At 73.1% G+C, this 21,254-nt stretch carries 21 protein-coding genes; 7 read left to right on the forward strand and 14 right to left on the reverse strand.

Going from position 1 to position 21,254, the window contains the following annotated elements:
• Position 1: 1 nt before the first annotated feature.
• Entirely contained in the window at positions 2-793 is a 792-nt protein-coding gene (locus ACN269_RS17195; RefSeq protein ID WP_421473381.1) for an EI24 domain-containing protein, read from the reverse strand.
• A gap of 68 nt (positions 794-861) precedes the next feature.
• Here ACN269_RS17195 and ACN269_RS17200 point away from each other — a divergent pair, with 68 nt between their 5' ends.
• Entirely contained in the window at positions 862-1,845 is a 984-nt protein-coding gene (locus ACN269_RS17200) for a helix-turn-helix transcriptional regulator (protein WP_421473382.1), read from the forward strand.
• Positions 1,846-1,890: 45 nt separating this feature from the next.
• Here the strand turns inward: ACN269_RS17200 and ACN269_RS17205 are convergent, their stop codons facing one another.
• The 6 genes from ACN269_RS17205 to ACN269_RS17230 form a co-directional block, all read right to left on the reverse strand.
• Complete coding sequence (locus tag ACN269_RS17205; protein WP_421473383.1) at positions 1,891-2,805, reverse strand: SDR family oxidoreductase; 915 nt, start codon at positions 2,803-2,805, stop codon at positions 1,891-1,893.
• Between the two features lie 46 nt (positions 2,806-2,851).
• On the reverse strand, positions 2,852-3,589 hold the full coding sequence (locus tag ACN269_RS17210) for an alanyl-tRNA editing protein (protein ID WP_421473384.1): 738 nt from the start codon (positions 3,587-3,589) through the stop codon (positions 2,852-2,854).
• An 11-nt stretch (positions 3,590-3,600) separates the two neighbouring features.
• Positions 3,601-4,488 carry an alpha/beta fold hydrolase gene (locus ACN269_RS17215; protein WP_421473385.1) on the reverse strand — a complete coding sequence of 296 codons (888 nt, stop codon included), beginning with the start codon at positions 4,486-4,488 and terminating at the stop codon, positions 3,601-3,603.
• Positions 4,485-4,805: a DUF2516 family protein gene (locus tag ACN269_RS17220; protein ID WP_355050857.1), complete on the reverse strand. Its 321-nt coding sequence runs from the start codon at positions 4,803-4,805 to the stop codon at positions 4,485-4,487. The genes ACN269_RS17215 and ACN269_RS17220 overlap by 4 nt, the downstream gene beginning before the upstream one ends.
• A gap of 72 nt (positions 4,806-4,877) precedes the next feature.
• Positions 4,878-5,615, reverse strand: coding sequence for a hypothetical protein (locus tag ACN269_RS17225; protein ID WP_421473386.1), 738 nt, complete (start codon positions 5,613-5,615; stop codon positions 4,878-4,880).
• On the reverse strand, positions 5,612-6,235 hold the full coding sequence (locus tag ACN269_RS17230) for a helix-turn-helix domain-containing protein (RefSeq protein ID WP_421473387.1): 624 nt from the start codon (positions 6,233-6,235) through the stop codon (positions 5,612-5,614). The genes ACN269_RS17225 and ACN269_RS17230 overlap by 4 nt, the downstream gene beginning before the upstream one ends.
• 113 nt (positions 6,236-6,348) lie before the next feature.
• Between ACN269_RS17230 and ACN269_RS17235 the strand changes: the two genes are divergently transcribed.
• Positions 6,349-7,146 carry an alpha/beta fold hydrolase gene (locus ACN269_RS17235; RefSeq protein ID WP_421473388.1) on the forward strand — a complete coding sequence of 266 codons (798 nt, stop codon included), beginning with the start codon at positions 6,349-6,351 and terminating at the stop codon, positions 7,144-7,146.
• Between the two features lie 698 nt (positions 7,147-7,844).
• On the opposite strand, the gene ACN269_RS17240 is transcribed toward ACN269_RS17235, so the two are convergent.
• The 4 genes from ACN269_RS17240 to ACN269_RS17255 form a co-directional block, all read right to left on the reverse strand.
• Entirely contained in the window at positions 7,845-8,804 is a 960-nt protein-coding gene (locus tag ACN269_RS17240; RefSeq protein WP_421473389.1) for an asparaginase, read from the reverse strand.
• Positions 8,805-8,898: 94 nt separating this feature from the next.
• On the reverse strand, positions 8,899-9,726 hold the full coding sequence (locus ACN269_RS17245; RefSeq protein ID WP_421473390.1) for a 3-keto-5-aminohexanoate cleavage protein: 828 nt from the start codon (positions 9,724-9,726) through the stop codon (positions 8,899-8,901).
• Between the two features lie 23 nt (positions 9,727-9,749).
• Positions 9,750-10,862, reverse strand: a complete 1,113-nt coding sequence (locus ACN269_RS17250) for a YgfZ/GcvT domain-containing protein (protein ID WP_421473391.1) — start codon at positions 10,860-10,862, stop codon at positions 9,750-9,752.
• Positions 10,859-11,287 (reverse strand): Fur family transcriptional regulator, encoded by a 429-nt coding sequence (locus ACN269_RS17255; RefSeq protein WP_421473392.1) that lies wholly within the window; start codon positions 11,285-11,287, stop codon positions 10,859-10,861. The genes ACN269_RS17250 and ACN269_RS17255 overlap by 4 nt, the downstream gene beginning before the upstream one ends.
• A 68-nt stretch (positions 11,288-11,355) precedes the next feature.
• On the opposite strand from ACN269_RS17255, the gene ACN269_RS17260 reads away from it, so the two are divergent.
• Entirely contained in the window at positions 11,356-12,237 is an 882-nt protein-coding gene (locus ACN269_RS17260) for an aminotransferase class IV (RefSeq protein ID WP_421473393.1), read from the forward strand.
• Here ACN269_RS17260 and ACN269_RS17265 read toward each other — a convergent pair.
• On the reverse strand, positions 12,234-12,824 hold the full coding sequence (locus ACN269_RS17265; protein WP_421473394.1) for an FABP family protein: 591 nt from the start codon (positions 12,822-12,824) through the stop codon (positions 12,234-12,236). The two genes, ACN269_RS17260 and ACN269_RS17265, sit on opposite strands and share 4 nt — an antisense overlap.
• A gap of 7 nt (positions 12,825-12,831) precedes the next feature.
• Positions 12,832-12,936: a small membrane protein MtfM gene (mtfM, locus tag ACN269_RS17270; RefSeq protein WP_267897534.1), complete on the reverse strand. Its 105-nt coding sequence runs from the start codon at positions 12,934-12,936 to the stop codon at positions 12,832-12,834.
• Positions 12,937-12,948: 12 nt separating this feature from the next.
• Between mtfM and ACN269_RS17275 the strand changes: the two genes are divergently transcribed.
• From ACN269_RS17275 to ACN269_RS17285, 3 genes are all read left to right on the forward strand, one after another.
• A complete protein-coding gene (locus ACN269_RS17275; RefSeq protein ID WP_421473395.1) occupies positions 12,949-13,323 on the forward strand; it encodes a DsrE family protein in 375 nt (124 codons plus the stop codon).
• 71 nt (positions 13,324-13,394) lie between these two features.
• Positions 13,395-13,775: an SCP2 sterol-binding domain-containing protein gene (locus tag ACN269_RS17280; protein ID WP_421473396.1), complete on the forward strand. Its 381-nt coding sequence runs from the start codon at positions 13,395-13,397 to the stop codon at positions 13,773-13,775.
• On the forward strand, positions 13,772-15,826 hold the full coding sequence (locus tag ACN269_RS17285) for a glycogen debranching N-terminal domain-containing protein (protein ID WP_421473397.1): 2,055 nt from the start codon (positions 13,772-13,774) through the stop codon (positions 15,824-15,826). The genes ACN269_RS17280 and ACN269_RS17285 overlap by 4 nt, the downstream gene beginning before the upstream one ends.
• A gap of 9 nt (positions 15,827-15,835) precedes the next feature.
• Here the strand turns inward: ACN269_RS17285 and ACN269_RS17290 are convergent, their stop codons facing one another.
• Positions 15,836-16,696, reverse strand: coding sequence for a hypothetical protein (locus ACN269_RS17290; protein ID WP_421473398.1), 861 nt, complete (start codon positions 16,694-16,696; stop codon positions 15,836-15,838).
• Positions 16,697-16,847: 151 nt separating this feature from the next.
• Here ACN269_RS17290 and ACN269_RS17295 point away from each other — a divergent pair, with 151 nt between their 5' ends.
• Entirely contained in the window at positions 16,848-21,242 is a 4,395-nt protein-coding gene (locus ACN269_RS17295; protein ID WP_421473399.1) for a S8 family serine peptidase, read from the forward strand.
• Positions 21,243-21,254: the final 12 nt, after the last annotated feature.

Consider the following 21,254-nt stretch of genomic DNA (forward strand, 5'->3'; position numbering starts at 1 on the left):
GTCAGCTCTCCTCGATCGACTGGCCCAACGAGCGGCGGGCCAGCAGGGTGGCCCCGGCGACGGCGGCCGGCATGACCAGCACCGCGCCGAGGGGGATGAGGAAGCACAGGAAGACCGCCACTCCGAAGCCGAGCGCCATGGGCCGGTCCGCCTTGAGGATCGTCCGGCGCTGCGGCAGCCGCATGCCGCGCCGGTAGAAGGGTGCTCCGACCAGCTCGACGGCGAGGAACCAGCCACCCACCGCCGCCCCGATCACCGGTACGACCGTCTGGCCCACCACCGGGATGAACCCGGCGGCGAAGAGGGGGATGCCGACGAGCGCGGTGAGGGCCACCAGGCGTACGGAGTCGGCGGTGCTGCGGCGCAGCGATGACCAGAACGGCACGTCCACGGCGTCCGGGGTGCCGCCGAGCCGCTCCTCCACCTCCTCGGAGATCTTCTCGTAGAACGGATCGCCGATGACCAGGGTGACCGCCGTGAAGCTGATCACCGCGAGCAACCCGCCGATCCCCAGGAAGGCCAGTCCGGCGACCACCCGGACGAGGCTGCGACCGGTGCTCGACCAGTCGTCGGCGAACGGGGTGACCAGGGCGGCGAGGTCGTCCACGAAGTAGACGAGGGTGGCGTACGCGGCCACGAAGAGCGCGCCGGAGATCAGCGCCGGCACGATGCCGAGCAGCATCAGCTTCGGGCTGCGCACGTAGAGGCCCAGCCCGCGCAGGAGCAGCCGTACCCCGAGAAGGAAACGTCCGACGGCCCCGGTCACCGGGCTGGCGATTCTGCTGGCGTCCACGATCGAGCAGCCTAACGACCGGTGATCGAATCCGCCGGACGGCGAGCGGCACCAGGCAGGATGGTCGGGTGCGCGCCTCCCGACTGATCTCGTTGCTGCTGCTGTTGCAGGCGCGTGGCTCGATGACGGCCGGGGAGCTGGCGCGCGAGCTGGAGGTCTCCGAGCGGACCGTCTACCGGGACGTGTTGGCGCTCTCCGCCGCCGGGGTGCCGGTGTACGCGGACCGAGGTCGGGCCGGCGGGTACCGGCTGCTCGGCGGCTACCGGACCCGGCTGACCGGACTGACCCGCGACGAGGCGGAGGCGCTTTTCCTGGCCGGCCTGCCCGGCCCGGCCGGCGACCTGGGTCTGGCCGACACGGTCGCCAGCGCCGAGTTGAAGGTGCTCGCCGCGCTGCCGCCGGCCCTGCGCGACGCGCCCGTCCGCACCGGCCAGCGCTTCCACCTGGACGTGCCGGGGTGGTTCCAGGAGACACCGCCGCCGCCCTGGCTCACCGAGCTGGCGCGGGCGGTCTGGGGCGATCGCGTGGTAAGGCTGCGCTACCGACGGAGCGAGAACGAGGTGACCCGGCACCTTCAGCCGTACGGGCTCGTGCTCAAGAACGCGACCTGGTACCTGGTCGGTCGGGTCGGCGACGACATGCGCACCTACCGGGTGGACCGGGTGAGCGGCGTCGAGGTGGGCGAGGAGCAGTTCGCCCGCGACGCGGGCTTCGACCTGGCCGGCTACTGGCGCGAGCAGGCCGGGTCGTTCCTGCGGACCATACTGCGGGCCGAGGTCACCGTCCGGCTGAGCCCCGCCGGCCTGCGCCGGCTCCGGCACGTGGTCGACGCCCCCGAGGTGTACGACGAGGTCGTCACCACCCTCGGCGAACCGGACGGGCAGGGCTGGGTGGTGGCGCGACTGCCCGTGGAGACGGTCGACGTCGCGTACGCCCAACTGCTGGCGCTGGGTCCGGAGGTGGAGGCGCTCGACCCGCCGGAGCTGCGCGGACGCCTGGCGGACGCCGCGCGCCGGGCCGCCGCGCGCTACGACGACCCGGCGGTGCCGTGACGCCGGTCAGCGGCCCGTCACGTCGGCGGGCACAGCGTTGACCGGTCAGCGGTACCCGGTGACGTCGGCCGGCTTGCCGGCGTCGACGACCTCACTGATGTAGCGGAACGCCTCCGGCTGGCTGCCGTCGACGTCGGTGAAGCCGTACACCTTGGACAGCGTGCCCGCGTCGACGGACTGGCCGCTCCAGCGGGCCTTGTCCTCGTCGGCGGCGAGCGCGGCCACCGCACGGCCCACGAAGGCGGGCGTCTCGGAGATCAGGAAGTGCGGGTCGGTGGCGGCGCCGTCGCGCCAGGTCTCCTCGGTCACGCCGAAGTGCTCCAGCATCGCCTCGGAGCGGATCCAGCCGGGGGTCAGCGCGACGGCCGTGCCGCCGTGTGGCTTCAGCTCGTGCGCCTGGCTGAAGGCGAGCCGGTTGACCGAGGTCTTGGCCAGGTCGTAGAAGACCGAGAGGCGGTAGTTCTCGTCGTTGTACGCCTTGGTGCCGTCGCCGATCTCGACGACCAGGCCACCGGGTTTGCGGATCAGCAACGGCAGCGCGAAGTGGCTGGTGATGATATGCGTGTCGATGGCCAGCCGCAGGGTGCGAAAACCCTTGTCGAGCGGCTGCTCCCAGACCGGCTTCTCCCAGGTGACGAGCGGGTCGCCGCCCCAGATGTCATTCACCAGCACGTCCAGGCCGCCCTGCTCGGCGTCGATCCGGGCGACCAGGTCACGTACCTGCTCCGGCACCAGATGGTCGACCTGCACGGCCATGCCGGTGCCGCCGGCTGCGGTGACCAGTTCGGCGGTCTCCTCGATGGTCTCCGGCCGGTCCATCTCCGAGCGGCCGGCGCGGCTGCTGCGACCGGTGGCGTAGACGGTGGCGCCGGCCGCGCCCAACTGGACGGCGATCTGTCGCCCGGCGCCCCGCGTGGCACCGGCGACGAGCGCGACCTTCCCTACGAGCGGTTGTGTCATGCCTGCGAGGCTGCCAGCGATACCTGACAGCCGACGTCCGAATTCGTCAATCCACCAGCCGGACGCGGACCCGGCGGTTGGCCCGACCCTTGCTCTCCACCTTGACCACCTGCACCTTGCCGATCTGGGCGGTGGACGCGACGTGGGTGCCGCCGTCCGCCTGGACGTCCAGACCGACGATGTCGACGATCCGCACCTCCTGCTCGTCCGGCGGGATCAGGTTCGACTGGGTGCGGATGATGTCCGGCAGGGCCAACGCCTCGGTACGCGGCAGCACCCGCGTGGCGACCGAGCGGTCGGCGGCCACCTCGGCGTTGACCAGCTCCTCGATGCGGCTCTTGAAGTCCGGCGGCACCTCGGGCAAGTTGAAGTCCATCCGGGCCTCGCCCGGTTCCATGTTGCCGCCGGTGACCAGCGCGCCGAAGTCGCGGAACACCACGCCGCAGAGCACGTGCAACCCCGAATGGGTACGCATCAGACGGGTGCGGCGCTCGTCCTCCACCGCTCCGACGACCTCGGTGCCGGCCGGCGGCAGCGGGTCACCCTCGGCGGGGATCAGGTACGGGTCGTCGCCCTTGCGTGTGCCGACGATCCGGGTCTGCACGCCCTGCCAGAGCAGCACGCCGTGGTCCGGCGGTTGGCCGCCGCCGCCCGGGTAGAACGCCGAGCGGTCGAGCACGATGCCCTGCTCCGGGTCGGCGTGCAGGACCGTGCAGGTCCACTCGCGCAGGGTCGGGTCGGCGAGATCCAGCCGGTGCGTCCGGCCATGCTGTGTGACGCCCATGACAGGGCACGTTACTCGTTGAGGAAGCCGGAGATGCGCCCCCGCAGGTCGGCGCGTTCCGACCAGAGGAACCCGGGGCGGTCGTACACGTGCAGGGTGGCCCGGGGCAGCGCGGCGGCGAGCTGCTCGGCGACCTCGACCGGGTGCAGGTCGTCGCCCACGCACCCGATCACCAGGGCCGGCGCGGTGACCGCCGACAGCACTGCGGCATCGTCCAGCGGCACCTGCCCCGCCAGGGTGGCCAGGCCCTCGTCCAGGCCGTCGCGGAGCAACTGGTCGAGCCGCTGCCGCAGGTACGCCCAGCCGGCCGGCGTGTTGCGGACCGCCGCCGGCAGCTCCAGCGAGACGACGTCCGCTACGGCACCCGCGTCCCCGCTGGCCACGGCATCCACCAGGGCGCCGACGCGTTCCCAGGCGACCGGAGCACGCGGCTGGTCGAGCGCCGCCGGCAGGAAGAACACCAACTTCTCGAAGCGCTCCGGACTCTCGGCCAGCAGGCGGCAGAGCGCCCCCGCGCCGAGGCTCGCCCCGAACGCCCGGCTGGCGCCGCCGAGGTCGGCGATCGCCCGCAGATCACGGGCGAGGTCGAGGTAGGTCCACGAGCCGGGCGGGGCGTCCGAACGGCCGTGCCCCCGGAACTGGAAGAACAGCCGACGACCGGCCACCCCGCTGCCGAACGGTCGCGTGGTGGCGATCCCGTTGCCCAGCCCGTGCGCGAACACGGTGACCGGGTCACCGACGCCGGTGACCAGGCGTTCCAGCTGCACGCCGTGCGGCGTGGCGACCAACTCGGTCTCCGGGTCGGGGATGGCGGGTCGACCGGTACGCGGCCCACCCGGGCCGGGACCGAAGGTGCGGGGGCCGCTGTCCGGTGGCGGAGGCCAGCGGAAACCTCTCACCAGAACCCTTTGCCGTTGCCGTCACTGAGGTCGCGCAGGCCGACCCGGACGTCGAGCAGGTAGATGAGCGCGGCGGCGATGCCGATCAGTCCGAAGAGGCTGATCGGACCGCGGCTCAGCAGGATCAACACGAGACAGACCGCGAGGATCGCGATCCAGCCGCCCTTGGGCAGCGTGCCGATGGCGGCGAAAGCGTCGGAGCGCTGCGTGATGGCATGCACCAGCGCGACACCCTGAATGATCAACGCGAAGACGAGCAGAATCAGCTCGATCACGTAACGGACTTCGAACGCGAAGATCGGCGCGGCGGTGGCCATGCCGGCAAGTTTATGTCGGCGACCCCGACTACGTCCGTCAAGGACGCCGTCGGGATCGCCGATCGGTTCGAACTACTCGGCCGCCGGACGGGTCCGCTTGGTGGCCCGGGGCAGCTTGGCCGACGGGGTCTCGGCCGGCTTCGCGGCCTTCGCGCGGGTGGCCTTCTTGACCGTGGCCGGCTTGGCCTCGGCGATCTCGGCGACCTCAGCCGGGCTCGGCACCTCCGCCGGGGCGGGCGTCGCGGCCTGGGTCGTCGTGGCGGCCTGGGTCGTGGTGGCGGCCTCGGTCGTCGTGGTGGCGGCCTCGGTCGTCGTCGTGGTCGTCGCCTCGGTGGCCTCGATGTCCGCGTTGACCGTCTCGGCGGCCTCCAGCACGCCGGCGCCGACGACCCGCTCACCGCGGGCCACCAACGCGCCGTACGCGGCGAACGCCCGCTCCTGGGCCGCCTGGGCCGCGGTGACCACCACCGCCGCGTTACGCGTGGCGGCGGCGCGCAGCTTCTCGATGTCGGCGACCTCGCGCAGCTTGGCCAGGTCGGCCGACTCGCGCAGCTTGGCCAGGTCCAGCTCGGCCTGTGCGCGGTCGCGCAGGGTGCCGGCGGTCTCGTTGGCCGTACGCAGCGTCTCGGTGGCCTTCTGGCGCAGCTCGAAGCCGGTCAGCACCGCCCGGCCGCCCAGGTCGGCGACGACCCGGGTGCCGTGCACGCCGACGACCGCGGGCAGCTTGCGAAGCTGCTCGATGGCCAACTCGGCCGCACCGGCGGCGGCGTAGATGGGAGCGGGGATGCGATTGGTCTTCGGCTCGGTCATGACGTCTCCTCCTCGGCCGTCTCGACGGCCTTCTTCTTCTCGGGGGTGCTGCTCGGGACGTTCTTGTCGGGCGTGCCGCTCGGGGCGTTCTTGTCGGGCGTGCCGCTCGGGGCGGGTGCGGGGCCTGCCTCGGTCACGGCGACCGACTCGAGCACGGCCTCGGTCGGGGTGCCGCCCGCGGTGGTGGGGCCGGTCGCGGCCAGGTTGGCCACATCGGCCGGGTCGTCGGCGACATCGGTCGGGGTGGTCGCCCCGGCTGCGGCCTGGGCCTCGGACAGCCGGGCGTTCTCCCGGCGGAAGGTCTCGTAGATCTGGCTGAGCGACTGCTTCTGGGCCATCGTCAGGTCGGGGTCCACCGCGATGGCGGCGAGCACGCCGTGGCCTTCCTTGTCGTCGAGCAGCCCGGCTCGCAGGTACATCGCCGGCGTCGACACCCGCAGCGCGCTGGCCAGTTGCTGGAGCACCTCGGCACTGGGCTTGCGCAGACCGCGCTCGATCTGGCTCAGGTACGGGTTGCTGACCCCCGCCTGCTCGGCGAGCTGGCGCAGCGAGATCTTGGCGTTGCGGCGCAGATCGCGGATGAACCCGCCGACGTCGGGGAGGTCCTTTGGTGTCGCCATGATGCCGACGCTAACCAGATCCGCTAACTCCTGCAAGCAAAACGCTAGCCAGAGTTAGCAAGGTCTCAGCGTCCCGTTTGCGCGCCGCCCCGCCCGGTCCGTACGGTCGGGTCGTGCACAAGATCACAGTCAATGGAGCAGTTCTCGCGTACGACGAGGTCGGCAGCGGTTCACCCGTCGTGCTGCTGCACGCTGGCATCGCGGACCGGCGCATGTGGCGGGGCGTCGTACCCGCGCTCGCCGCCCGGCACCGGGTGATCGTCCCGGACCTGCGCGGGTACGGCGACTCGGAGCTGCCGCCAACGCCGTTCGCACACCACGACGACGTGGCCGGCCTGCTGGACGCCCTGGAGCTGCCGCAGGCCGCCCTGGTCGGCTGCTCCTTCGGCGGGGCGGTCGCCGTCGACACCGCCCTGGCCCATCCGGACCGGGTGAGCGCACTCGCCCTCTTCGACACTGCGGTCTCCGGCAACGAGTGGTCCGACGAGGCCAACGACCTCTGGGACGAGTTGGTCGGCGAGGTCGACCCGGACGACTTCGTGGCGGGCGCGGCCGGCGAGGTGCGCTTCTGGGTGGTCGGTCCGGCCCGTCAGCCGGCCGACGTCGACCCCGAACTGCTGGCGTTCGCGCGAGAGATGGACCAGCGTGCCCTGGCCGCCGAGCTGGCGCTCGGCGCGGTCGAGGTGGGAGAGCTGACGCCACCGGCGATCGGCCGCCTCGGCGAGCTGAAGATGCCCGTCCTGGTCACCGCCGGCGCGGCGGACGTGCCGGACATCCGCCGGCTCGCCGACCGCATCGCCGCCGAGGCCCCCAACGCGGTACGCCTGCCCGACGTGCCGGACGCCGCGCACCTGCTCCCGCTGGAGCGCCCGGAGCCGACCACCACCGCCCTCCTGAACTTCCTGCGCTGAGCAACCCCCACCCGACGCCCCGACACTCGCCATCCGACAGCGCTCGGTGGCCGACGCCCGCCACCCGACGGCCGACGCCCGACGGCCGACGCCCGACGGCCGACGCCCGGCACTGGCGCTCGGCGGCCGACACTGGCGCTCGCGCTGGCGCTCGGCGGCCGACACTGGCGCTCGCGCTGGCGCTCGGCGGCCGGGGCTGACGCTGGCGCTCGGCGGCCGGGGCTGACGCTGGCGCTCGGCGCTCGGCGCTGGCGCTCGGCGCTCGGCGCTCGGCGCTGGCGCTCGGCGCTCGGCGCTGGCGCTCGGCGCTCGGCGCTGGCGCTCGGCGCTCGGCGCTGGCGCTCGGCGCTCGGCGCTGGCGCTCGGATGAGCGTGATGCCTCAGAGGCATATTTATGACTCTGAGGCATCACGCTCACTGACAGGACCCGACGAGCTTCCCGGCCCGAACACCGCCGAGGCCGCCGTGACCGCGACATCGCCCGTTGATCATGGAGTTATTGCCATCCGCATCGGCGTGTCGTGGCAATAACTTCATGATCAACGGCGGGGACGGCGGGCGGGCGGCCGGCGGGGACGGCGCGCGGCAGGCGGGGGCGGCGGGCGGCCGGCGGGGACGGCGCGCGGCGGGCGGGGGCGGGGGGCGGCGGGGGGGGGCGGGGGGCGGGGGCGGCAGCGTGGGCGTGCGGGCGGCCTTGGTTACCAGAGGGGGCGGATCGCTCCTACCGGGACGCCGCCGCCGAAGAGGGGTATCTCGGCGTACTCGGTCAGCACGGGGGCGTCCACGCCTAGTCGCCGCAGCGCCGAGACCAGCACGGGCATCCGCGCCCGGTCGGCCCCGTCGTCGATCTTCAGGGCCACCGCGCCGACGCCCGGCAGTCCGACCGCGAACACACCCTCGGCGCCGATCTTGGCCAGTAGACCCGGGACACCGCGCATCAGCCGGGTGTCGTCGGCCTGGGTGCCGCCCACGATCTCCGGGTGGGCACGCATCGCGTCGGCCACCCGGCGGGGTGCCGAGCCGGGCTCGGCATCGACAAGCCGGAGGTACGCCCCGGCCAGGCCGGTCAGCGACACCGCGAGCACCGGTGCGCCGCAGCCGTCCACACCCACCGCCGCCACCGGCTCACCGGTGAACTCCTCGACGGTCGCCCGCAACCGCTGCTGCAACGGGTGCTCCGGCCGCCAGTAGCCGTCCCGGGGCCACCCGGCGGCCTCGCAGGTCAGCAGCATCCCACTGTGCTTGCCGGAGCAGTTCATCTGCACCCGGGTCGGCCCGCCGCCGGCGCGCAGCACCGCCTCCCGGGCCGCCACGCCCGCCGGCAGGTCGGGCGGGCAGTGCAACGCGGCGGCGTCCAACCCGGCACGGTCGAGCAGCGCGTCGACCTGGGCCAGGTGGAAGTCCTCCCCCGCGTGGCTCGCCGAGACCAACGCCAGGTCGGCCGGGTCGGTCAGCGGCAGGCCGGCGCGGAGCATCCCGATCGTCTGCATCGGCTTGCTGGCCGAACGCGGGAAGATCGGCGCGGTCACGTCCCCGGCGGCGGCCAGCGGCGCCCCGGTCGCGTCCAGCACCACCACCGAGCCGCGGTGTCCACCCTCCACGAACCCGGACCGGACCACCTCGGCGAGCGGCACGCCGCCCTCGTACGTCTTTCCCACGTGCTGGACGGTACCCAGGAGATCGGATCGCCCGTCGGCGGGGTGACCAGGTCGTCAACCGCCCGGGTGACAGGGGCGCGGGAAGCCGGTGGCCTTACAGCCCGAGCAGCGCGCGGGCCTCGGTGGTGGTCAACGGCGGCCGCTGGGCGAGCTGGGCGAAGCCGACCGCGCGCGCGACCAACTGCATGTTGGACTCGACCGGCCGGCCCTTGGCGTACGTCACCGTGTCCTCCATGCCGACCCGCAGGTGCCCACCAGTCGAGAGCGAGGCCAGCAGCACCGGAATCGTGCTGCGGCCGATGCCGGTGGCCGAGAACGTGGTGCCCTCGGGCAGGTCCCGCAGCATCCGGTGCGCGGCGACGAGTGTCTCGGTGGTGCCCGGCATCCCGCCCGGCACCCCCATGACGAAGTCGACGTGCACGTGCCCGCCCGCCGGCAGCCCGTACTTGCCGAGCAGCCGCTGCAACGCGGACAGGTGGCCGAGGTCGAAGATCTCGTACTCCGGCACGATCCCCCGCTCCTGCATGCGGGTGTGCAGGTCGACGATGAACTCCCAGCGGTTGAGGAAGACGTCGTCGCCGAAGTTGACCGTGCCCATCGTGCAGGAGGCCATGTCGGGACGTGCGTCGAGCACGGCGAGCCGGGACGCCTCCGGGTCGGTCACCGCGCCGCCGGAGGAGAGCTGCACGATCAGGTCGGTGCTCTCCCGCAGCGCAGCCACCGTCTCGGCCAGGCGGGCCGGGTCGAGGGTCGGCCGGGCCTCGTCGTCACGGATGTGGACGTGGATCACGGCGGCGCCGAGCGCCTCGCACTCCTTGGCGGTGCGCAACAGCTCGTCGAGGGTCACCGGCAGCGCCGGCACCTCCGCCTTGGCCGACTCCGCGCCCGTCGGGGCCACCGTGATCAACGTCCCTGTCGTCATGCCGGCGATCCTAGACGTGCCGGTCAGGACGGGTCGATCGCCGCCGCGGTCTCGCCGATCATGAGGGCGGCGTCGTCCGGAACGTTCCGCTTCAGGACGGCGAGGGCGACCTGACCCAGCTCGTGGTGCAGCACGGCGGTGCCCACGAAACCCACCGCCCGACCGTCGAGGGTCACCGGCGTACCGGCCGTCGGCGGCTGGTCGGTGGTCACCCCGTCGAGGTGCAACAGCACGAGGCGGCGCGGCGGCCGACCCAGGTTGTGCACCCGGGCGACCGTCTCCTGACCCCGGTAGCAGCCCTTGTCCAGGTGCACGGCCGGGCCGATCAGGTCCACCTCGGCCGGGATCGTCCGGTGGTCGGTGTCCACCCCCACCCGGGGCTGCCGGGCGGCCACCCGGATCGCCTCGTACGCCCAGAGGCCGGCGACCGGCACGCCCGCGCCGCGCAGCTCCGCGACCACCTGCTCCATGGCCGACCGGGGCACCAGCAGGTCCACCCCGAGCAGACCACGTCGCGCCCAGCCGCCGATCGGCAGCGGACGGACGTCGTACCGGATGCCCGCCCGGGGCGGCACGGCCCCGGCGGCGAACTTCGGACCCGGCACCGGGAGCAGGTCCGGTGCGGCCAGCCCGGTCACGCCGAGCGTCCCGACGGCCTCCGCCGCCGCCGGACCGACAAGCGACAGCAGCGCCCGTTCGGCGGTGGCGTCTCGAGGGTCGACCTTGCTGAAGAACCGCATCTTCTCCAGGTACGCCAGCAGACCGTCGGTCATTCCGGGCTCGGTGTCCAGCCAGGTGGTCTCACCGTCCTCGGCGACCAGGGCGTGCTGCTCGACGTGCCCGTGCGGGGAGAGCACCAGCAGTTCGGTGCCCTCACCGGCGGACAGCGTCGACAGGTGCTGCGAGGTGATCGTGTGCAGCCAGCCGGCACGCTCCTCGCCGGGCACCGCGACGATCCCCCGGTGGGAGCGGTCGACCAGACCGACCTCCGTGTCCAGCACGCGTTGCTCGCGCAGCGGATCGCCGTAGTGCGCGGCCACCGGCCGCACGCCCGCGGCGACGTGCGCCGGGTCCGGCTGGTCGCGGCTGGCCTCGTCGATGCTCTCGACGGCCACCGCGCCCGCGATGTCGATCATGTGTGGTCCCCGTTCTCGCACCGGCCGCAGACGCCGAAGAGTGACACGTGCCCGATGTCCACCCGGAAACCGCGCTGCGCGACCAACTGGTCGGCGAGCGGACGGAGCAGCTCCGGATCGATCTCGTCGATCGCGCCGCACTCCCGGCAGACCAGGTGGACGTGTTGGTGCTCACCCGCCGCGTGGTAGGTCGGTGATCCGTGCGACAGATGGGTGTGCGTCACCAGGCCGAGCCGTTCCAGCAGCTCCAGCGTGCGGTAGATGGTGGTGATGTTGACCCCGGCGGCGACCTCCCGCACGGCGGCGTGCACCCGCTCCGGGGTGGCGTGGCCCAGATCGAGCACTGCCTGGAGCACGAGCTGCCGTTGGGCCGTCAACCGCAGTCCACGGGCCCGGAGCATTTCCGCGAGGGAGGATTCGGACACCGTCCGATCATAGTTCGGCGATCGCGCCGGCCCCCCGCGCGCGGCGTCCGCCGCTACGCTCGACGGTCATGGTGACGTCGTCCGCCGGCACTGTCCCGGCCAACCCGAGCAGCCGGATCGCCGTGCTGGGACGGGGCGTGATCCCGGCGGACGAACCCGTGCTGCGCGGCGACGACCTGGGCGTCCTGCGCGGCGACGGGCTCTTCGAGTCGATGCACCTGCGCCAGGGACGACCGTGGCTCCGCGACGAGCACCTGGCCCGGCTGACCGCGGCGGCGGCAGCCGTCGACCTGGACCTGCCGCCGATCGACGCGCTGACCGACCTGCTCGACTCCGTGCTCGTGGGCTGGCCGGCAGAGGTGGAGGGCGCGCTGCGGCTGGTGTGCACCCGGGGCTCGGAGGCCGGCGGTCCGCCGACCGTCTACGCCACGCTGGCCGCGGTGCCGGCATCGTCCCTGGCGGCGCGACGGAACGGGATAACCGCGGCCATCCTGCCGCTGGGGGTGCCCGCCGACGCGCGTACCGGGCTGGACTGGCTGCCGGCGGGCATCAAATCCACCTCGTACGGGGCCAACAGCGCCGCCCGCCGGTGGGCGCTTCGGGCCGGGGTGGACGACGTGCTCTGGGTCTCGTCCGACGGGTACGCCCTGGAGGGGCCGACCGCCAACGTGGTGTGGCTCACCGGCGAGACGATCTGCACGGTGCCTGCCGCCACCACCGGCATCCTGCCCGGCACGACCGTCGCCTGGCTGCTCGCCCACGCGCACGAGCTGGGCCTGGACGGTGCCGAACGGATGGTGACGCCAGCGGAGCTGCACGCCGCCGACGGGCTCTGGTTCAGCTCCTCGGTACGCGGCCTCGCCGAGGTCCGGGCGCTGGACGGGGTACGCCGGGCCCCCTGCCCGCGTACCCCCGCCCTGCACGAACTGCTGGGTTTCCCCGTCGATTAGCCGCCGACCCGGACGAGCCGCGCCGACAGGTGCGGGCTGAGCGGGTGACCCATCGCGGCCATCTCCTGGGCGTAGAGCAGCGCGCCCTCGACGATGCCGAAGAGGCGGTGCCCCCCGGTGACCTCCTTGGCGGTCGCCGTCCGCACCACCGCGTCGGTGGCGAACTCGACCTGGGTGCCGGTGCGCTTGCCGAGGTGCAGCTCCATCACGCCGGTGGGAGTCGTCAGCAGGGCCTCCAGCTCGTCGGTGGCCCGGCCGTCCACCAGCACCGGTCGCCACCAGCCGACCTCACGCCCGGCCGGGCGGACGGGCCGGCTCTGCTCGTCGAGGATCCAGGCCCGCGACTCGTAGTGCAGGAACGGCCGGCCGTCGTGGCTGATCTTGATTTCCTGCGCGTAGTCGAAGTCCTCGATCGTGGGGAAGCCGCCCTTGCCCCGGCCACGCCACAGACCGATGTACGGCAGCAGGCCGTCCAGCGCCGGGTGCAGCTTCGGCCCGACGCGCAGGTCGTAGCTCTCCTCGTACGGATACTCCTCGACCGGCGGCGCGTTCAGCCACGGCGGTTGCAGCGGATTCTCGTCGCTCACTGTGCGCTCACCAACGTCCCCTTGAAATCCTCACCGCAAGGTAGACCAGGCCGCCGGCGAGTGCGCCCAGGCCGGCGACCAGCAGGCTGACGAACCCGATCTCGGTAACCATCCCGACCATCCTATGCTGGGCCTCATGGCCCGCTCTCTCGTCGTCAAGGTCACCGCCGGGGCGGACGCCCCGGAGCGGTGCGCGCAGGCGTTCACGGTCGCCGCCACGGCGGTCGCGGCCGGCGTGGACGTCTCGCTCTGGCTGACCGGGGAGTCGACCTGGTTCGCGCTGCCCGGCCGCGCCCAGGAGTTCGAGCTGCCGCACTCCGCGCCGCTGGCCGAACTGCTGCACGTCGTCCTGACCAGCGGCCAGGTGACCGCCTGCACCCAGTGCGCGGCCCGGCGCGAGATCGGCCCGGAGGACGTACTGCCCGGTGTGCGGATCGCGGGCGCCGCGGTCTTCGTCGAAGAGGCGATGACCGAGGGCGCGCAGGCGCTCGTCTACTGACCCCCGACTCAGTCGGCTGCCAGAGTTCGAATACCGACCCGGCAACCCGGGGCGCTGCCTACGATTCGAGGGTGACCGAGGCGACCCAGCGGTTCTTCGAATCCCTGCCGGCGCGGGCACGGACGGTCCTGCGCGGCCTGGTGGCCGGAACCCTCCAGATCGACCTCGGCACCGACCACCAGACCGAGCACTGGCTGGTCCGGATGCGGCCGGGAGAGGCGCGGGTCACCCGCGAGCGAGGTCCGGCGGATGCCATCTGGTACAGCAGCTCGGCCCTGTTCGACAGGTTGGTCGTCGGCGAAGCCCAGGCGCTCGCCGCCGTGCTGCGCAACGAGAGCACCTTCAGCGGTGACGTGAAGCTCTTCCTGGCCTTCCGCCGCTTCTTTCCGGACCCACCGGGCACCAGGGACCCGCGCGAGGTCGCCCGCGAGGCAGTCGGGCGGCGTCCGTGAAGGACCTCGTCAGCATCCTGGACGGCAACACCTTCCTGGTCACTGATCGTCGGGGGGACATCGAGCCGTCCTTCGACTTCCCGACCGGGCTGTTTTCGTTCGACACCCGCTTCCTGTCGAGCTGGGTGCTCACCCTCGACGGGCAGCGGTTGCACGCCCTCTCCGTGGACGACAGCGAGTCGTACCGGACCACGTTCTTTCTCGCGCCCGGCGAACCCACCCACTACCTGGACGCCAAGGCGTCGGTGATCCGCAGTCGGGAGATCGGTAGTGGCTTCGACGAGGAGCTGACCGTCCTGAACCACTCCGGCGAGGAGGCCGAGTTCAGCATCCGGGTCGAGATGGGCAGCGACTTCGCCGACCTGTTCGAGATCAAACACGCCCAGCAGAAGGTGGGCCGCACGACGATCGAGGAGGCCGACGGCGCGCTGCGCCTGACGTACCGGCGGGACGCCTTCCACCGGGAGACGCTGATCCGCTCCTCGGCGCCGGCACAGGTCGACCCCGCCGGGATGACGTTCCGGGCCCGGATCGACAGCAACGGCGAGTGGACGACCAGGCTGCACATCTCCACCACCGTCTTCGGTGCGCGGGGCGAGGACATCCGCACGACCCTGCCGTACGCGGGTGGTCGCGGTGGGGATGCCATCCGCGCCGAGCACCGGGAGCTGATCGACCGGGCGCCGACGCTCGGCTGCGACTGCCAGCCGTTGGCCGGGGCGTACCGGCGCAGCCTCAACGACCTGGCCGCGCTGCGCTACGAGTCGATCGCCCTGGGCGTACGACTGATCGCCGCCGGACTGCCGTGGTTCATGACCCTCTTCGGTCGGGACAGCATCATCACCTCGTTGCAGGTGCTGCCGTTCCTGCCGGAGCTGATCCCGCCGACCGTGCAGATGCTGGGCGGTCTCCAGGGGCACCGGGTGGACGACTTCCGGGACGAGGAGCCCGGCAAGATCCTGCACGAACTGCGGTACGGCGAGACCGCCGGCTTCGAGGAGCAACCCCACTCGCCGTACTACGGTTCGGCCGACTCGACGCCGCTGTTCGTCATCCTGGTCGACGAGTACGAGCGCTGGACCGGCGACACCGCGCTGGTCCGACGGTTGGAGCCGCAGGTCCGCGCGGCGTTGGACTGGATCGACAGCTACGGCGACCTGCTCGGCACCGGCTACCTCTGGTACCGCACCCGCAACCCGGAGACCGGCCTGCAGAACCAGTGCTGGAAGGACTCCTGGGACGGCATCTCGTACGCCGACGGCCGGCTGCCCGGCTTCCCCCGGGCCACCTGCGAGTTGCAGGGCTACGCGTACGACGCGAAGGTCCGCGCCGCCCGGCTGGCCCGCGAGGTCTGGAACGATCCGGCGTACGCCGACCGGCTGGAACGGGAGGCCGCGGAGCTCAAGCAGCGGTTCAACCGCGACTTCTGGATCGCCGACCGCGAGTACTACGCGCTCGCCCTGGACGCCGACGGTCAGCAGGTCGACGCGCTGACGTCGAACATCGGGCACCTGCTGTGGAGCGGGATCGTGGACGAGCCCCGGGCCGGCAAGGTGGTCGAACACCTGCTCGGGCCGCGGCTCTTCTCCGGCTGGGGGGTGCGGACCCTGGCCGAGGGCGAGGGGCGGTACAACCCCATCGGGTACCACGTGGGCACCGTCTGGCCGTTCGACAACTCGATCATCGCGTGGGGGTTGGCCCGGTACGGCTACCGGGAGGAGGCCGGGGTGATCTGCGACGCCATGCTGGCCGCGTCCACGTACTTCGGCGGGCGGCTGCCGGAGGCGTTCGCCGGCTACGCCCGCAGCCGCACCGGCTACCCGGTGGAGTACCCGACCGCGTGCAGCCCGCAGGCCTGGTCGAGCGGCACACCGATGTTGTTGCTACGCGTGATGCTCGGCCTGGAACCGCAGGGCGAACACCTGATCATCGATCCGGCCGTGCCGCCGGGCATGGGCCGCGTGGAACTGCTGGACATCCCCGGTCGCTGGGGCCTCATCGACGCGCTGGGACGCAGCCGCGAGGCGGACGGTCGGGGAACGGACGGCTGACCCGCCTACTCAGCCGGGACAGCCCACGGTGGCGGCCACCCGTGCGGCGTCCGGGCCGAGTTCGGCGAGCACGGTGACGTCACCCGCGCGGTACGCGTACACCGGCGGGTTGTCCAGCAGTGGCGCGTCGCCGGCCAGCGCGGCGAGGGCGCTGGTCCCGCTCGGGCCGGGACCGGCGGCGGACCGTGCGGTACGGGCCAGCGTGCCGTCCGGGCACGGCGCGGTGACCAGGTCCGGCGCACTGCCGGTCGGCCGGCCCAGCGCGGTCAGGGCGGCCGTGAGCGCCGCCGCCTCCGGGCCGACGGCGGTGGCCGGCGACGGGTCGTAACCGGCACCCGGCGGCCGGCAGCCCGTGTCGACGGTCAACCGCAGCCGGCCGTCCCCGGTCGACCGTCCGGCGACGGCGACGAACTCCCCGGCGTCGGCGCGTAGTTCCGGACCGTCCAGGCCGGGACCGACCCCGGCCCGCCAGCTCGCGGGGAGCCGGTCGGCGATGCCGGTCAGCACGGCCCGTTCGGTGCCGGCGGGCGCCACCACGGCGACCTCGCGACGCAGCCTCGCGCCGTCGACGAGCGGGGTGACGCGGCAGCCCGGGCTGACCCGCGCCGGTCCCAGCTCCAGCAGCCCGCCCGGGCCGGCGGCCCGGGCCAGCTCGCCGACCGCCCGCTCGACCACCGGTGCGGCCTCGGCCAGGGTGCGCTGCTCCCGCACCGTCGGCGGGTCGTCGCGCACCGACATCCAGGTGAGACCGGCCAGTAGGAGGGCCCACAGCACGGTCGCGACCAGCAGCCAGCGCCGCCCACGCCGAACGGGTGCCGGCGGGACGGGATCGCTCGACGAGGGCCAACCCGTCTGGACAGCACCGCTCACCCGGCCATGGTGTCACGGGCTGTCCTGCGCATTCGAAAGGCCGTGGTCGACGACCCGACAGCCCGCCTCCCCGTCGGAATAACGCCAGGTCAGCGGCCGATCGTTAGGCATTGAGCACCGTCCGAGCAGGTCCCGAACCAAGCGGGACCCCATGTGGGGAGGAACAGTGCTCCAACCACCACCGAATGCGAGATCCGTCCTCTGGCGAGCGGCCGTGGCGTGCGGCGCGGCCCTGCTGGCCCTCACCGCCCAACCCGCGGTCGCCGCCCGACCCGCGCCCACGCCCGCCCGCGTCGACCAAGGGCTGCTCCGCCAACTGGGCACGACGGGCACCCGCAGTTTCCTCGTCTACCTGCGCAGCACCGCGCCGGTGGCGCGGACCGCCAGGCTGCGTGACCCGGACGACCGGGCCCGCGAGGTGCACCGACTGCTCACCACGACCGCCACGCGCACCCAGAAGGGTCTGCTGGCGCTGCTCACGACCCGCAAGGCCGCACACACCTCGTACTGGATCGCCAACACGGTACGCGTCACCGGGAACCGCGCGCTGCTCGACGAGATCGCCAAGCGGCCCGAGGTGGCGAGGATCGAACCCAGCCGCAGCTATCCCCTGTTGCGACCCACCCCGGCCACCGGCAGCCACGCGAACGCGAACGGCCCGGAGTGGGGGCTCACCAACATCAATGCCCCGCAGGTGTGGAGCGAACTCGGCGACCGGGGCGACGGCGTGGTCGTCGCCACGATCGACAGCGGCGCCCAGTACGACCACCCGGCGCTGGTCGGGGCGTACCGCGGCAACCACGGCGGCGGCGTCTTCGACCACAACCACAACTGGTACGACCCTGCCGGCGTGTGCCCGAGCGCCGCGCCCTGCGACAACGCCGGCCACGGCACGCACACCATGGGCACGATGGTCGGCGACGACGGTGCCGGCAACCAGGTCGGCGTCGCTCCCGGCGCGACGTGGATCGCCGCGAAGGGCTGCGAGACCGACTCCTGCACCGACGCCTCGCTGCTCGCGGCCGGCCAGTGGGTGCTGGCCCCGACCGACCTCAACGGGCAGAACCCCCGCCCCGACCTGCGCCCCGACGTGGTCAACAACTCCTGGGGCGGCGCCGGTGGCGACCCCTGGTTCGAACAGACCATCGCGGCCTGGCGCGCGGCCGGCATCTTCGGGGTCTTCTCCGCCGGCAACGACGGTCCGGCCTGCGGCAGCGCCGGCTCACCCGGAGACAACGCCAACGCGTACGCCGTCGGTTCGTACGACGTACAGAACACCATCTCCGACTTCTCCGGGCGGGGCGCCGGCACCGACGCGCGGTCGTACAAGCCGAACGTGGCGGCGCCCGGCAGCAACGTCCGGTCCAGCGTCCCCGGCGACTCCTACGCCGCGTTCGACGGCACCTCGATGGCCGCGCCGCACGTCTCCGGCACGGTGGCGCTGCTCTGGTCGGCCGCACCGACTCTCCGGGGCGACATCGCCGGCACCGAGGAGCTGTTGGACCGGACCGCCCGCGACGTCGACGCCACCGCCTGCGGGGGCACCGCCGCCGACAACAACGTCTTCGGCGAAGGTCGACTGGACGCGTACGCGGCGGTGCGGGCCGCGCCGCGCGGCCCCGTCGGACAGATCACCGGCACGGTCCGAACGGCGGGCGGCGACCCGATCGCCGACGCGACCGTCGGCGACGGCACCCGCAGCGTCACCACCGGCGCGGACGGCCGGTACGCGCTCACCGTGCCGGCCGGCGCGGCGACGGTCACCGTCAGCGCCTACGGGTACGCCGGACAGAGCGCCACCGTCACCGTCACCGAGGGCGGAGCCGTCACCCGGGACTTCGCCCTGTCGGCCAACCCGACGGTCACCGTGGCCGGCCGGGTCATCGACGGATCGGGGCACGGCTGGCCGCTCTACGCCCGGATCGAGGTCGCCGGGCGTCCCGGTGGACCGGTGTTCACCGACCCGGCCACCGGCCGGTACTCGTTCACCGTGCCGGGCAACACCTCGTACCGGCTCACCGTCACCGTTCGCTACCCCGGCTACCGTACGGTCACCCGGGACGTGGTCACCGGCGGCGACCCGGTGACGGCCGACATCGCCGTACCGGTCGAGACCGGATGCACGGCGGCCGGCTACACCGCCAGCTTCGGCGCACCCCTGCTGACCGAGAGCTTCGACAGCGCGGCGACGCCGGACGGCTGGTCGGTACGGAACCGCACCGACGACGGCGGCTGGACCTTCACCGACGCGGGCGAGCGGGGCAACCTCACCGGCGGCGACGGTGCCTTCGCCATCGCCGACAGCGACCGTCTCGGCTCCGGCCGGACCCAGGACACCGACCTGGTGACCCCGAGCGTCGACCTGACCGGCACACCGGCACCCGTGCTGCGCTTCCACAGCGACTGGCGGGCGGTCGGCGTGAGCGACACCGCCGACGTGGACGTCTCCACCGACGGCGGTGCCACCTGGACCACCGTCTGGCACCAGACCACCAGCCGGCGCGGACCCGTCGTCGAGGAGGTGCCACTCGACCCGGCGGCCGGAGCCGCCACGGTACGGGTCCGGTTCCGCTTCCACGGCAGCTTCGCCTGGTGGTGGCAGGTTGACGACGTGCAGGTGGTCAACCGCGACTGCGTACCCGCCCCGGGCGGGCTGGTGTTCGGGGTGACCACCGACCGGAACACCGACACCCCGCTCGACGGGGTCAGCGTGGTCAGCGCCGACCGCCCGCAGGACCGGGGCAGGTCGACGTCGACGCCGGACGACCCGAACATGCCGGACGGCTTCTACTGGCTGTTCTCCGGTCTGACCGGGGCACACCGGTTCACGGCCAGTCGGACGCCGTACCAGTTGGCCGCCACCACAACGACGGTGCCGGCCGACGGTGTCCGTCGGCTGGACGTCGCGCTGGCCGCCGGTCGGCTCACCGTCACACCGACGACCGTCCCGTCGTCCCAGCCGTACGGCAGCACCCGGACCGCGAAGCTGACGGTACGCAACACCGGCAGCGCGCCGGCCGCCGTCAACCTGGTGGAGCGCAACGGGCGGTTCGACGCGCTGACCCGAGCCGGCGCACCCCTGCGGGAACTGCGGGTCAAGGGGATCAGCAAGGCCCGCACGGGCACCACGTACGGCGCGTCCGGGACCGGGACCGAGACCGAGCCCCGGACGCAGGAGGCCTGGACCGGTGTCGCCAGCCTTCCGGCCGCCGTCTACGACAACGCGGCGGCCACCCTCGACGGCAGGGTCTACTCCGTCGGCGGCGGCGGTGGCAGCGGCCTGGAGCGCAAGGCCTGGCGCTACGACCCCGACACGGACACCTGGGCGGCGCTGCCCGACATGCCGAACGCCCGGGCCAAGCCGGTCGCGGCGGCCGTCGGCGGCAAGCTGTACGTCCTCGGTGGTTGGGGCGCTGACGACAACACCGTCGCCGCCGTGGACGTGTTTGACCCGGCCACCGACACGTGGAGCACGCTGGCCGGACCGGGCAACCCGTTCGGAGTGGCAGCTGCCGGCGGGGCGGTCACCGGCGGGAAGATCTACCTGGTCGGCGGCTGCCAGGACAACGACTGCACCGAATCGGACCGGCTCGTCGTCCTCGACCCGGCCACCGGCACGTTCCACACCGGCGCGGCGTACCCGCACCCGGTGGCCTGGCTCTCCTGCGGCGGGATCGGCAACGCGGTCTACTGCGCCGGTGGCACCGGCGACGCCGACTACACGGACGCCTACCGGTACGACCCGGTGGCCGACGCGTGGCATCCCCTGCCGGACCTACCGGTCGACCTCTGGGGCGCCCAGTACGCGGCGGCCGGTGACCTCCTGGTCCTGGCCGGTGGGGTCACCGCGGCGTCCACCACGGTGACCAACCGGACCATCGCGTACGACCCGGTGGCGGGCAGTTGGCGCGACCTGCCCAACGTCCAGTTCGGTCGGTACCGGGGCGCCGCCGCCTGCGGCGCGTACAAGATCGGTGGTTCGCCGTCCCCCTTCGTCGGCTCCCCCGAAGCCGAACGGCTCGGTGGCCTGGAGCTATGCGCCGGGGAGGCGGACCTACCCTGGCTGACCACCAAGCCGGGCACGTTCACCCTCGCGCCGGGGGCCTCCCGCACGGTCACCGTCAAGATGCGCGCCACGGCCGCCGCCGGGGTGGCCCAGCCGGGCACCTACTCCGGCGAGCTGGGTATCGCGTCCGACACGCCGTACCGGGTCGCGGCGGTGCCCCTGCGAATGACCGTCTCGCCACCGGCGAGCTGGGGCCGGATCCAGGGCACCGTCACCGGGGTCACCTGCGCCGGAGTCACCGTCGGGGTCGCGGCTACGGTCCGGGTGAACCGGGTGGGCACGACGACCGGCTGGACCCTGACCGCCGACCCGCAGGGCCGGTACGTCTGGTGGCTGCCCAAGGGCCGCTACGAGGTGATCGTCGCCAGGGACGGGTGGACACCGCAGACCCACCGCATCCGCGTCCGAGCCCGTGTCGTCGAGACCGTCGACGTCGTCCTCGACCCGGTCTCGTCCTGCACGAGAGCCACCGGCATCTGACCACGCACGGGT

Source organism: Micromonospora sp. WMMD736 (assembly GCF_049179015.1).
Taxonomy (GTDB): Bacteria; Actinomycetota; Actinomycetes; order Mycobacteriales; family Micromonosporaceae; genus Micromonospora.